The following is a 14,555-nucleotide window of genomic DNA, read 5'->3' as shown; positions in this document are numbered from 1 at the left end:
CGACCGTTCAGCGGTCGGTGGGTCGGCCGATCTCGCTGTCGATGAAGGCGATGAGGTCTTCGGCGCCGGCGGCGTCGAGGCGCTTGCGCACGTCGTCGTCCGTGCTCTGCCGTTCGGAGCCGTCGTCGGTGATCCGGGCCAGCAGGGCCCGCAGCCGGGCGGCGGTGCCGGAGCGGGCGGCGGGATCGAGGCCGTCCGCGTCGAGCGCCCCGGTCAGGGCCGTGTCCAGGCGGTCGAGTTCGGCGTGCAGGGCGTCCGCGGGTGCCGTCGGGCCGCGGCCGAGTCGGTGGGCGAGGTGCTCGGCGACGGCCTGCGGGGTGGGGTGGTCGAAGACGAGGGTGGCGGGGATGCGCAGGCCGGTGACGGTGCCCAGGCGGTTGCGCATCTCCACGGAGGTCAGGGAGTCGAAGCCGAGGGCGGCGAACTCGTCCTCGGCGCCGATCTGTTCGGGTGTGTCGTGGCCGAGCACGGTCGCGGCCTCGGTGCGCACCAGGTCGGTGAGGTGCCGGATGCGTTCCTGGGGGCGCAGTCCGTCGAGGCGGGCGGCGAGCTCGGCGGCGCGGTTGCGGCCGGCGGCGGTGCGGCGGCCGCCGATCAGTCCGCGCAGGACGGGCGGCACGGGTCCGGCGAAGGGCAGCGCCGCGCCGGTGCGGGCGGCGGTGCGCATCAGCACGGGCCGGGCGTCGTCGCGGGCGGTGGCCGCGTCGAACAGGGCGAGGCCCAGCTCGGGTTCGAGGGGCGGGGTGCCGGAGCGGTTCATGCGCCGGATGTGGTCCTCGCCGAGACCGCCGGTCATGCCTGCGCTGTGCGCCCAGGGGCCCCAGGCCAGCGAGTGGGCGGGCCGTCCGGTGGCGGCGCGGTGCTGGGCGAGGGCGTCGAGGAAGGCGTTGGCGGCGGCGTAGTTGGCCTGGCCGGGGCTGCCGACGACGCCGGCGGTGGAGGAGTACGTGACGAACGCGTCCAGGTCGAGGTGGGCGGTGGCGCGGTGCAGATGCCAGGCCGCGTCGGCCTTGGGCCGCAGGACGGTGTCGAACCGGTCTGGGGTGAGGGCGTCCAGGACGCCGTCGTCGAGGACGCCCGCGGTGTGGACCACGGCGGTCAGCGGGTGCTGGGCCGGGATGCCGGCGATCAGGGCGGTCACGTCGGCGGGGTCGGCGACGTCGGCGGCGGCCAGGGTGACCCGGGCGCCGTGTGATTCGAGTTCGTCGCGGAGTTCCGTGGCGCCGGGGGCGTCGGGGCCGCGTCGCCCGGCGAGCAGCAGGTGACGGGCGCCGTGGGCGGTGACCAGGTGGCGGGCGAGGATGCGGGCCAGGCCGCCGGTGCCGCCGGTGATGAGCACGGTGCCGTCGGTGCGCCAGCCGGCCGGTCCCGCGGTGGCTGTGGCGGCGGCGTCGGGCACGCGGGCGAGGCGCGCCACGCGCAGGCATCCGTCGCGCACCATGAACTGCTCCTCGTCCGTGTCCGGCAGGGCGGGCAGCACGGACATGGTGGACGCGCCGCCGTCGGCGTCGACGAGGAGGAACCGGCCGGGGTGTTCCATCTGGGCGGACCGCACCAGGCCCCAGACCGCCGCGGCGGCCGGGTCGGTGACGTCCGCGCCGTGGGGTGCGACCGCGCCGCGGGTGAGGAACACCACGCGGGTGCGGGCGAACCGGTCCTCGGCGAGGAACTCCTGCGTCAACGTCAGTGCGCGGTGCGTCAGTTCGTGGACCGCCGCGGCCGCGTCGGCGCGGCCTGTGAGCGGGACGGCGAGCAGCCGCACCGGCGCGTCGTCACCTTCTCGTAGTTCGGCTAGGGACTTCACTGGTTCCGCGAGCGATCCGAGGGCGAGGGCCGGGTCGGTGTCGTCGTCGGTGAGGACGTACCAGGGGGCCGGTTCGGCGGGCGCCGCCGGGACGGGCCGTTTCTCCCAGTCCAGGTGGAACAGGGAGGTGCGCAGGTCGGGTCCGGCGGCGGGCGCGTCGGCGGGCCGCTGTGCGGGACGCAGGGTGACCGAGCGGGCGGTGAGGACGGGTGCGCCGGAGGGGTCGGCGGCGACGAGTCGGCGTGTGTCGCCGCCGCCGGTCAGCCGGATCCGGAGTTCGGTGGCCGATACGGCGTGCAGGGACACCTCCCGCCAGTCGGCGGCGAGCAGCCGCTCCGGCTCGCTCCGTCCGGGCTCGGTGACGAGGTGGGCGGCGTGCAGGGCGGCGTCCAGGAGCACCGGGTGCAGTCCGAACCCGGTGTGTTCGCCGGTCTCCTTGGGCAGGGCGAGTTCGGCGTACAGGTCGTCGCCGTGCCGCCAGGCGGCGCGCAGGGCGCGGGCGGCGGGGCCGTGGTCGACTCCGGCGTCGGCGAGCCGGTCGTAGAGGCCGTCCAGGGCGAGTTCGGTGGCGTCGGGCGGGGGCCACTGGCCGGCGGCGTACCGGGTGGTGTCGGGTGCGGGGGCCGGTGGCTCGGCGGTGAGGCGGCCGTGGGCGTGCTCGGTCCAGGCGGCGTCCGGTTCGTGGGCGGGCCGCGTGTGGCACCACAGGGGGCGGGCGCCGTCGTCGCCGGGGGCGCCGATACGGAGCTGGAGCTGGAGGGCACCCTGGTCGGGCACGGTCACCGGCTCGGTCAGGGCGAGTTCGGCGACGTGTGGTGTGCCGACCTGGTCGCCGGCGCGTACGGCGGCCTCCACCAGGGCGGCGCCGGGCAGCCGGACCGTGCCGTCGAGGGCCGAGCCGTCCAGCCAGGGGTGCAGGGTGCGGGACAGGGTGCCGGTGAGGACGAGGTCCCCGGCTCCGGCGACGGGCAGCGCGGCGCCTAGCAGGGGGTGGTCGGTGGCGGCGAGGCCGAGTCCGGTCGCGTCGGCGGAGCGCAGGGAGGCGGTGGGCCACAGCCGGCGCCGCTGGAAGGGGTAGGTCGGCAGGTCGTGCAGGCGGCGGGCGCCCGTGCCGGCGTACAGGGCGGTCCAGTCGACCGTGACGCCCTGGACGTGCAGGGCGGCGAGCGCGGCCACGGCCGACGCCTCCTCGGGGCGGTCGCGGCGCAGCAGCGGTACGGCGACGGCGGCGTCGGGTGCGAGGTCGGCGACGAGGGTGGTGAGGCCGCCGTCGGGGCCGATCTCCAGGAAGGCGTCGGCTCCGCTGCCGGTGAGCGTGCCGATGGCGTCGCCGAAGCGGACGGGTTCGCGCAGGTGCCGCACCCAGTACTCGGGTGAGGCGAGGTCGTCGCCGGCCGGGGCGCCGGTCGCGGCGGACACGAACGGGATGCGGGGCCGGTGGTGGGTGAGGGTCGCGGTGACGGTCCGGAAGTCGTCGAGCATCGGGTCCATCAGCGGGGAGTGGAAGGCGTGGGACACGTCCAGTCGGCGGGTGCGGCGGTCTCCGAGCCGGGCGAGGACGGCCTCCACGGCGGGTTCGGCACCGGACAGCACGAGCGCGTTCGGGCCGTTGACGGCGGCGACCGCCACGTCTCCGGCGAGGAGGGGCAGCGTCTCGTCCTCGGTGGCGGCGACGGCCACCATGACGCCGCCGGCCGGCAGTTCGCCCATCAGGCGGGCGCGGGCGCAGACCAGGGCGCAGGCGTCGTCGAGGGTGAGGATGCCGGCGACATGGGCGGCCGCGATCTCGCCGACGGAGTGCCCGGTGACGTAATCCGGTGTGACGCCGAGGGACGTCACGAGGCGGTGCAGGGCGATCTGGAGGGCGAACAGGGCGGGCTGTGCGTGCTCGGTGCGGCGCAGGGTGTCGGGGTCGTCGCCCCAGACGATGTCGCGCAGGCCGGGCGGGAGATGGCCGAGCACCTCGTCGAAGCCTGCGGCGAACACCGGGAAGCGGTCGTACAACTCCCTTCCCATGCCGGGCCGTTGTGCGCCCTGTCCGGAGAAGACCAGGGCCGGGCTGCGTTCGGCGGCGGTGCCGCGCACGGTGTCGCCGTCGGCGAGGAGCACCGCGCGGTGGGCGAAGTGCGAGCGGGCGGCGAGGGAGTGGCCCACGTCGCGCGGGGTCCGGCCGCGCGCCCAGTCGGTCAGCGCGGCGATCCGTGCGTGGAGGGTCTCCTCGGTGCGGGCGGACACCGGCCAGGCCGCGAGGGTCGTTTCCGCGCGGGCGGGTGTGGCCTCGGACGTCTCCGGCTCGGGTGTCGGCGCGCCCTCGATGATGACGTGTGCGTTGGTGCCGCTGATCCCGAACGCGGACACGGCGATCCGCGCCGGCCTGCCCGTCTCGGGCCACTCGGTGGTGTCGGTGAGCAGGGACAGGGCGCCCGAGGACCAGTCGATACGGCTGGAGGGTGTGCCGGCGTGGAGGGTGCGGGGCAGCCGGCCGTGGCGCAGCGCGAGCACCGACTTGATGACGCCGGCGACTCCGGCGGCGGCCTGGGTGTGGCCGATGTTCGTCTTCACCGACCCGAGCAGCAGGGGCCGTTCACGGTCGCGGCCGTAGGTGGCTAGCAGCGCCTGTGCCTCGATCGGGTCGCCGAGCCGGGTTCCGGTGCCGTGCGCCTCCACGGCGTCCACGTCGGCCGGGGTGAGGTGGGCGCTGGCGAGTGCCTGGCGGATGACACGCTGCTGGGAGGGCCCGTTGGGGGCGCTGAGCCCGTTGGAGGCACCGTCCTGGTTGACGGCCGAGCCGCGCACCACGGCCAGCACCTCGTGCCCGTTGCGCACGGCGTCCGACAGCCGCTCCACGACCAGCATGCCGACGCCCTCGGACCACACGGTGCCGTCGGCGTCCTCGGAGAACGCCTTGCAGCGGCCGTCCGCCGCGAGGCCGCCCTGGATGCTGAAGCCGACGAAGCTGACCGAGGTCGTCATCACGGTGACGCCGCCCGCCAGGGCGAGTTCGCACTCGCCGCCGCGCAGCGCCTGGGCGGCGAGATGCAGCGAGACGAGGGACGAGGAGCAGGCCGTGTCGACGGTCATCGCCGGGCCTTCCAGGCCGAACACGTACGCCAGCCGGCCGGAGATCACGCTCGCGGCGAGGCCGGTGCCGAGGTGGCCGCCGATGTCCTCGCGGGCGCGGGTGGCGAGGTGGACGTAGTCCTGGCCGTTGGTGCCGACGAATACGCCGGTGCGGCTGCCGCGCAGCGCCTCGGGGTCGAGTCCGGCGCGTTCGAACGCCTCCCAGGAGGTCTCCAGGAGCAGCCGCTGCTGCGGGTCCATCGCGAGGGCCTCGCGGGGGCTGATGCCGAAGAAGGCGGGGTCGAAGTCGGCGGCGTCGTACAGGAATCCGCCGCGGCCGGTGGCGCTGCTGCCGGGGCCGGTGCCGTGCAGGGTGTCGAGGTCCCAGCCGCGGTCGTCCGGGAAGGGCCCGGTGCCGTCGCGGCCGGCGAGCATCAGCTCCCAGAACTCCTCGGGGGTGCTGACGTCGCCGGGGAAGCGGCAGGCCATGCCGACGATGGCCAGCGGCTCGTCCTGGGCGACGGGCGCGGCCGGCACGGCCGACCGCTCGGCGGTGTCCCCGAGCAGTTCGGCGAGCAGGTGCGCGGCCAGTCGGCGCGGGCTCGGGTAGTCGTAGACCGAGGTAGCGGGCAGTTGGAGACCGGTGCCGGCGGTGAGCCGTCGGGCCAGTTCCACGGCGGTGAGCGAGTCCATGCCCAGCCTGCCGAACTCGTGGTCGGGGTCGATCTCGTCGTGGCCGCGGTGGCCGAGGACGACGGCTGTTTCCGTGCGCACCAGCCCCAGCAGATGTCGTTTGCGCTCCTCCGGACCAAGGGCGGTGAGCCGCGCGGCAAGCTCCTTCTGGGGGACGGCCGGCTCGGTCCGGGGGACGGGCCGCGGGGCGGCGGGGCCGCCGTCGGGCCAGTGGCGCTCCCGCTGGAAGGGGTACGTCGGCAGCTCCACGCGGCGTGCCCCGGTGCCCGCGCCGACGGCACGCCAGTCGACGGGTACGCCCGCGGCGTGGAGCGTGGCCAGCGCCCCGATCACGGTGTCCTCCTCGCCCCGGTCGCGGCGCAGCATCGGGGTGGCGACGCAGTCGGCCGGGCCGGTGGCGAGGACGATGCCGCTGAGCACACCGGACGGGCCGGCCTCCAGGAAGGCCCCGGCACCCGCGGTGCGCAGGGCGTCCACCGCGTCGGCGAACCGCACGGTCTCCCGGGCGTGCCGCACCCAGTACTCCGCCGAGCACAGCTCCTCCGGCTCGGCGACACGGCCCGTGAGGGCGGACGCCACCGTCATCCGGGGCGCGCGGAACTCCAGTCCGGCCAGGGCCTGCCGGAAGTCGTCCAGCATCGGCTCCATGAGCGGCGAGTGGAAGGCGTGGGACACGGCGAGGCGGGTGTGGCGCCGCTCTCCGAGGGCGGTGACGACGGCGGTCGCCTCGTCCTCGGTGCCGGAGACGACGACCGCGGTGGGGCCGTTGACCGCGGCGAGGGAGACGCCGTCGGTGAGCAGTGGCCGTACCTCGTCCTCGGTCGCCTCGACCGCGATCATCACGCCGCCCGGCGGCAGCGCGGCCATCAGCCGGCCCCTGGCCGCCACCAACGCGCAGGCGTCCGTGAGAGAGAGGACACCGGCGACATGGGCGGCGGCCACCTCGCCGACGGAGTGCCCGGTGACGTGTCCCGCGGTGACGCCCCAGGATTCCAGCAGCCGGAACAGGGCCACCTCGACGGCGAACACTGCGCACTGGGCGTGGTCGGTGCGGCCCAGCAGCACCTCGTCCGTGCCCCACATCGCGTCCCGGACAGCCGGGTCGAAGTGGCCGAGGACCTCGTCGAGGGCGGCGGCGAACTCCGGGAAGCGGGCGTGCAGTTCGCGGCCCATGCCGGGGCGCTGGCTGCCCTGGCCGGGGAAGACGACGGCGAGGGGACGGTCGGCGGCGAGGCCGCGGGCGAGTTCGGTCGTGCCGTCGGGGTGCAGGACGGCACGGTGTTCGAGGCCGGCACGTCCGGCCAGCGTCCAGGCCACGTCGCGGGCGTCGAGCCCTTCCGCGGCGGCCCGAATCCGGGCGATCTGGGCGTCGAGGGCGGTTTCGGTGCGGGCGGAGATCACCCACGGGAGCCCGGCTGTGGGCGTCGAAAGGTCCGGCTCCGGTGCATCCGACGGGGGCCCGTCCTGCGGCGGCTGTTCGAGCACGACGTGCGCGTTGGTGCCGCTGATGCCGAAGGAGGAGACGCCCGCGCGGCGGGGGCGGCCGGTGTCCGGCCAGGGGACGTTCCCGGTGAGGAGTTCGACCGCGCCGCTCGACCAGTCGACGTGCCGGGACGGCGGGTCGGCGTGCAGGGTGCGCGGCAGGACGCCGTGCCGCATCGCCATCACGGTCTTGATGAGTCCGGCGGCGCCGGCGGCGGCCTGGGTGTGGCCGAGGTTGGACTTCACGGAGCCGATCAGCAGGGGTCGTTCACGGTCGCGGCCGTACGCGGCGAGCAGGGCCTGGGCCTCGATCGGGTCGCCGAGGCTGGTGCCGGTGCCGTGCGCCTCCACGGCGTCCACGTCGGCCGGAGTGAGTCCGGCGTTGGCGAGGGCCTGGCGGATGACCTGCTGCTGGGAGGGGCCGTTGGGGGCGGTGAGCCCGTTGGAGGCACCGTCCTGGTTGACGGCGGAGCCGCGCACCACGGCGAGGACGTCGTGCCCGTTGCGCACGGCGTCCGACAGCCGCTCGACGACGAGCACCGCGACGCCCTCGGACCACCCGGTGCCGTCGGCTCCGTCGCCGAAGGCCTTGCAGCGGCCGTCGGTGGCGAGTCCGCCCATGCGGGAGAACCCGGCGAAGCCCACCGGTGTGGACATGACGGTGACCGCTCCGACGAGGGCGAGTCCGCACTCGCCGCCGCGCAGCGCCTGCCCGGCGAGGTGCAGGGCGACGAGGGAGGAGGAGCAGGCGGTGTCGACGGTGAGGGCCGGGCCCTCAAGACCGAACACGTACGCCAGCCGGCCGGAGGCGACGCTGGTGTTGAGGCCGGTGGTGGCGTGGGCCTCGACGTCGACGGCGGACTGCATGACGAGGGTGCCGTAGTCCTGGCCGCTGAGGCCGACGAAGACGCCGGTGCGGCTGCCGCGCAGGCCGTGCGGGTCGAGGTCGGCCCGCTCCAGTGCCTCCCACGCGGTCTCCAGCAGGAGCCGCTGCTGCGGGTCCGTCGCCACGGCCTCGCGCGGGGAGATCTCGAAGAACGCGGCGTCGAACTCGCTCGCGCCGCGCAGGAATCCGCCCGCGACGCCGTCGGCGGAGGCGACGCCGGTGTGCTTCTCCCAGCCCCGGTCGTCGGGCATGCCGGAGATGGCGTCACCGCCGGCCGCGACGAACTCCCACAGTTCCTCGGGCGAGGTGATGCCGCCGGGGTAGCGGCAGGCCATGCCGACGACGGCGAGCGGTTCGTCCGTGGCGGGGGTGCTGGGCGTGGGAGCGTCGGCGACGGCGCCTTCCTCGATGAGTTCGCCGAGCAGGTGGACGGCGAGACGGCGTGGCGTGGGGTAGTCGAAGACCAGCGTGGCGGGGAGTTGGAGGCCGGTGGCGGTGGCCAGCCGGTTGCGCAGCTCGATCGCGGTGAGCGAGTCCACGCCGAGCCGGCGGAACTCGCTGTCGGCGTCGACCGCGTCGCTCGTGCCGTGCCCCAGCACACCGGCCGCCTCCGCCCGCACCAACTCGACGAGGTGGCGGCGGCGTTCGTCGGGCCGCTGTCCCGCGAGCCGGTCCATGAGGGCGCCACGCGTGACGGTTCCGCTGCCGGCGGTACGTCGCCCGGGGCGGACGAGGCCGCGCAGCAGCGCGGGGACGGGGACGCCCGGGGGCAGGGGGGCGCCGCCGACGGGCAGCGGGGCCAGGGTGGCCGCGTCGGAGACGAGGGCGGCGTCGAGGAGGGCGAGGCCCTGCTCGGCGGTCAGGGGCGGGAGCCCGAGGGCGGAGACGCGGTGCCGGTCGCGGTCGGAGAGCGCCGCGGTCATGCCGCCGCCGTCCTGTTCCCAGCCGGGCCAGCGCAGCGCCAGCGCGGGCAGGCCGTGCGCGCGGCGGTGCTCGGCGAGCGCGTCGAGGAAGGCGTTGGCGGCGGCGTAGTTGGCCTGGCCGGGGCTGCCCATCAGGCCGGCGGTGGACGAGTACAGCACGAAGGCGGCCAGGTCCAGGTCTCGGGTCTGCTCGTGCAGTTGCCAGGCCGCGTCCGCCTTGGGCCGCAGCACGGTGTCGAGCCGGTCGGGTGTGAGGGCGTCCAGCACGCCGTCGTCGAGGACACCCGCCGTGTGGACGACCGCCGTCAGGGGGTGCGCCGCGGGAACGGCGTCGAGCAAGGCGGCCACGGCGCCGGGCTCGGTCAGGTCGCAGGCGACGAGGCCGACCTCGGCGCCGTGCGCCGCGAGTTCCCCGGCGAGTTCGCGGGCGCCGGGCGCGTCCGGTCCGCGGCGGCCGGCCAGCAGCAGGTGCCGTACGCCGTGCCGGGTGACGAGATGGCGGGCGAGGAGGCTGCCGAGGCCGCCGGTGCCGCCGGTGATCAGGACCGTGCCGTCGGGGTCAAGGGCGGGCGGCAGGGTGAGGGCGAGTTTGCCGGTGTGCCGGGCGAGGCTCATGAAACGGAACGCCTCGGCGGCCCGACGTACGTCCCAGGACCGGACCGGCAGGGGCCGCAGGGCGCCTTCGGCGAACAGCGTGTCGAGGGCGGTCAGCATGCGCCGGATGCCGTCGGGGTCCACCCAGCCCAGGTCGAAGGGCTCGTAGCGGATGCCGTCGGGGACGGTGTCGGCGGCGCGCAGGTCGGTCTTGCCCATCTCCAGGAACCGTCCGCCGGCTCCCAGGAGTTGCAGCGAGGCGTCGACGAACTCCCCGGACAGTGCATTGAGGACGACGTCGAGGCCGACCGCCGCGAACCGGTCGGCGAAGCCGGTGTCGCGGGACGAGGCGATGTGGTCGTCCGGCAGGCCCAGTTCGCGCAGCGCGGGCCACTTGGACTCACTGGCGGTGGCGAAGACCTCCGCGCCGAGATGGCGTGCGAGCTGGATCGCGGCCATGCCGACACCGCCGGCGCCCGCGTGCACGAGGACCTTCTCACCGGGCCCGACGTCGGCGAGTTCGACGAGCGCACGGTAGGCGGTGAGGAACACCAGCGGCACCGAACCGGCCGTCTCCCAGGACCAGCCGACGGGCACGGCGGTCAGCTGCCGTTCGTCCACGACGACGTCCGGCGCGAAGCCACCGGCGACCATGCCCATGACGCGGTCGCCCGGCCGCCACAGCTCGGCCTCGGGACCGGTCGCCACGACGACACCGGCGGCCTCGGAGCCCAGCAGCCCGGCCTCGCCCGGGTACATGCCGAGCGCGCTCAGCACGTCCCGGAAGTTGATTCCGGCGGCTCGCACCGTGATCCGTACCTGCCGCCCCGTCAGCTCCTGCTGCTCGCAGGGCGTCAGGGCGAGCCCCTCCAGGCTGCCGCGTTCGGTCACGTCCAGCCGCCACGGCCCCGTCACCGGCGGCACGAGCGAGTCGCCCGCGCCCCGTGCGAGCCGCCCGACCCGCAGTTCCCCGTCACGCAGGACGGCCTGCGGTTCGGCGTCGTCGAGGAGGGCGGGCAGGGCCGGCAGCAGCGCGGCGGAGGCTTCGTCGGTGTCCACCAGCAGCAGCCGGCCGGGGTGCTCGGCCTGCGCGGACCGGACCAGTCCCCATACGGCGGCGGCGCCCAGGTCCGTCACGTCGTCGGCGTCGGTCGCGGCGACGGCGCCCCGCGTGACCAGCAGCAGCCGGGAACGGCGGAAGCGGTCGTCGGCGAGGAAGTCCCCCAGCAGGGCGAGCACTTGACGGGTGGCGGCGCGGGCCGCCTCCGCACCCTCGCCCGCCCCGGCGACGGAGACCACGAGGTGCCGTGGAGCCCGCTCGCCCGACACCGCGCTCGCCTCAGCACCATCACCCGGCCCGCCCACGGGAACCACAGGATGCCGCGAAGCCCGCTCGCCCGACAGCGCGTCCAGCGTCGGCACGTGCGCGGCGCCCTCCAGATGGGCCGCGAGCCCGAACAGGTCCTCGCCGACCAGTGCCCAGCCGCCCTGCGCGGCGGCCGGCACCTCGTGGTGCTGCCACTCCAGGCGGAACAGCGACCCGGCCGGGTCGGGCAGGGCGGGCGTAGCGGCGTCGGGTGCGGCGCGCAGGGTGAGGCCGGCGATGGAGACGACCGGGGCGCCCTGTGCGTCGGCGGCGTCGACCACGACGGTGTCCGGTCCGGTGCGCAGCAGCCGGGCGCGCAGCAGTCCGGCCCCCGAGGCGTGCAGGGTCACATCGCGCCACTCGAACGGCAGCAGGCGCTCGGAGTCCTGGGCCAGGGCGGCCGCGTGCAGTACGGAGTCCAGCAGTCCGGGGTGCACGCCGTACTCGCCGGTGTCGCGGACCGAGGCGTCCAGGGCGATCTCCGCGAACAGTTCCTCGCCGCGCCGCCACAGGGCGCGCAGCCCGCGGAAGGCGGGCCCGTACACCAGGCCGGCGGCCTCGTAGCGTTCGTATCGGTCGGTGATGTCGACGGCCTGCGCGTCGCGCGGCGGCCACTCGGCGACGTCGAGGCGGGCCGGTTCGGCGGCGTCCGGCGCGAGCCGGCCGGTGGCGTGCAGGGTCCACGGCGCCTCGGGCCGGTCGGCGGGGCGGGAGTGGAACCACAGCTCACGGCGGCCGGTCCCGTCCGGCCCGCCGACCTTCAGCTGGACCTGCACGGCGCCCTCGTCGGGCAGCACGAGCGGTACGGCGAGGGTCAGTTCGGCGACACGGGCGCAGCCCACCTGGTCCCCGGCGCGGATCGCCAGTTCCAGGAAGCCGGTTCCGGGGAAGAACAGCATGCCGCCGACGCGGTGGTCGGCCAGCCAGGGCTGTACGGCGGTGGAGAGCACGCCGGTGAGCACGAGGTCGTCGGAGCCGGCGACGACCATCGCGGCGCCGAGCAGGGGGTGCCCGACGGCTTCGAGCCCGGCGCCGGTCACCTCCAGGGTGCGGGCGCCACCGGCCGGCCAGTACCGCTCGCGCTGGAAGGCGTACGTCGGCAGGTCCACGCGGCGGGCGCCCGTGCCGGCGAAGAACGCGGCCCAGTCGACGGTGACGCCATGGACGTGGAGCCCGGTGAGGCCGGCGACGAGCGCGGGCTCCTCGGGGCGGTCCCGGCGCAACAACGGCTGCACGAAGGCGCGTTCGGGCAGACAGCCGTGGGCGGCGGCGGACAGTACGGCGTCCGGGCCGACCTCCAGGAAGGCGGTGGCCCCGGCTTCGGCGAGGGCCGTCACACCGTCGGCGAAGCGCACGGTCTCACGGACGTGCCGTACCCAGTACTCCGCCGAGCACAGCTCCTCCGGCTCGGCGATCAGGCCGGAAAGTCCCGAGACGACGGCCAGGTCCGGTGCGTGCCACGTGAGCCCCTCGGCGACCTCACGGAAGTCGTCCAGGATCGGGTCCATCAGCGGTGAGTGGAAGGCGTGACTGACCGGGAGCCGGGTGTGCCGCCGCTCCCCCAGCGCCGCGAGCACCCGCTCGACGTCCGCCTCGGCGCCGGAAAGGACCAGGGCGCGCGGCCCGTTTACGGCGGCCACCGCCATGCCGGGTGTCAGCAGCGGCCGTGTCTCGTCCTCGCTCGCCTCGACGGCGACCATGACGCCGCCCGGCGGAAGGGCCGCCATGAGGCGGCCGCGGGCCGCCACCAGGGCTGCCGCGTCCGCGAGGGACAACACGCCCGCCACATGCGCGGCGGCGATCTCGCCGACCGAGTGCCCGGCGACGAACTCGGCGCGCACGCCCCAGGACTCCAGCAGCCGGTACAGCGCCACCTCTACGGCGAACAGCGCGGCCTGGGTGTGGTCCGTGCGGTTCAGCAGCGCCTCGTCCGTGCCCCACATGACCTCGCGCAGCCCGGGGTCGAAGCAGGCCAGCGCCTCGTCCAGGGCGGTGGCGAACACCGGGAACCGGGCGTGCAGTTCACGGCCCATGCCGAGCCGCTGGCTGCCCTGGCCGGAGAACAGCAGGGCCAGTCTGGGCCGGCCGGTGACCTGGCCGTGGCGGGTGCCGGGGCCGGTGGGGTCGGCGAGCGCGGCGGGCGTACGGTCGACCGCGGCGGTGCGGTGGTCGAGGGCGGCGCGGGTGACGGCGAGGGAGTAGGCAACGTCGAGGGGCCGCAGGTTCTCGTCGGCGGCGAGGAGGTCGCGCAGTCGGTCGGCCTGGTCGCGCAGGGCGGCCGGGGTGGCGGCGGACAGCAGCCAGGGCAGGACGCCTGGGGTGCGGGTGGGGGCCGTCGGCTCGGGCCGCGGCGGGGCGGGCGGGGCCTGTTCGAGGATGACGTGGGTGTTGGTGCCGGTCACGCCGAAGGAGGAGACGCCGGCGCGGCGCGGGTGGCCGGTGTCGGGCCAGGGCCGCTCGGTGCCGAGGACCTCGACCGCGCCGGACGTCCAGTCGACGAGGCGGGTGGGGGTGTCGGCGTGCAGGGTGCGCGGTGCGATGCCGTGCCGGATCGCCATGACGGTCTTGATGACGCCGGCGACCCCGGAGGCGGCCTGCGCGTGCCCGAAGTTGGACTTCACCGACCCCAGCAGTAAGGGCCGCGCGCGGTCCTGACCGTAGGTGGCGAGCAGGCTCTGTGCCTCGATGGGGTCGCCGAGCGGGGTGCCGGTGCCGTGAGCCTCGACGACGTCGATGTCGGCGGGCGTGAGCCGGGCGGCGGCGAGGGCGGCGCGGATGACGCGTTGCTGGGAGGGGCCGTTCGGGGCGGTGAAGCCGTTGGAGGCGCCGTCCTGGTTGACGGCGGAGCCCCGGACGACGGCCAGCACTTCATGGCCGTGGCGTTCGGCGTCGGAGAGCCGCTCCAGCAGCAGCACTCCGGCGCCCTCGGCCCACCCGGTGCCGTCGGCCCCGTCGCCGAAGGCCTTGCAGCGGCCGTCCCGGGCGAGCCCGCCCTGCCGGCTGAACTCGACGAGCGGTCCGGGCGTCGCCATCACGTTGACACCGCCGGCCAGCGCCAGGGTGCTCTCGCCGCCCCTCAGCGACTGGCAGGCCAGGTGCAGGGCGACGAGGGAGGAGGAGCAGGCCGTGTCGACGGTCAGCGCGGGCCCTTCGAGGCCGAGCGTGTAGGAGAGCCGTCCGGACAGGGCGCCGGCGCCGATGCCGCTGCCGACCTCGCCGTCGGCGTCGGACAGGGAGCGCAGTACGAGATGGGCGTAGTCCTGGCCGTTGGTGCCCATGAAGACGCCGGTGCGGCTGCCGCGCAGGGTGGTGGCGTCGAGGCCGGCGCGTTCGATCGCCTCCCAGGAGATCTCCAGCAGCAGTCGCTGCTGGGGGTCCATGCGCTGTGCCTCGCGCGGGGAGATGCCGAAGAAGGCGGCGTCGAAGTCGGTGACGCCGTCGAGGAAGCCGCCGCGGGTGCTGAGTTCGTGTCCGTGCTCGTCGGTCCCGGCGCTGTTCAGCGCGGTGAGGTCCCAGCCGCGGTCGGCGGGCAGCGCGGACACGGCGTCGGTGCCGTCGGTGACGAGCCGCCACAGGTCCTCCCCGGAGCGCACGCCGCCGGGGTAGCGGCAGCCGATGCCGACGACGGCGATCGGCTCCGCCGCGGCGGCGGCCAGCTGCCGGTTCTTCCTGCGCAGACGGTCGACGTCCTTCATGGCGGCCCGCAGGGCCTGGACGACCTGCTCGCTGGGCATCGTGGTCATGGCT

1 protein-coding gene is annotated in these 14,555 nt (G+C 75.7%); it reads right to left on the bottom strand.

What is annotated here, in order from left to right; all coding sequences use genetic code 11:
* Positions 1-7 precede the first annotated feature (7 nt).
* Positions 8-14,542 (bottom strand): SDR family NAD(P)-dependent oxidoreductase, encoded by a 14,535-nt coding sequence (locus PGH47_RS38025; protein WP_443048628.1) that lies wholly within the window; start codon positions 14,540-14,542, stop codon positions 8-10.
* Positions 14,543-14,555 lie beyond the last annotated feature (13 nt).

Origin of the sequence: Streptomyces sp. HUAS 31 (assembly GCF_028198125.1) — a bacterium.
GTDB classification, from domain to species: Bacteria; Actinomycetota; Actinomycetes; order Streptomycetales; family Streptomycetaceae; genus Streptomyces; species Streptomyces chartreusis.
The sequence above is the reverse complement of the archived record's forward strand: the minus strand, read 5'-3'. Positions and strand labels throughout refer to the sequence as shown.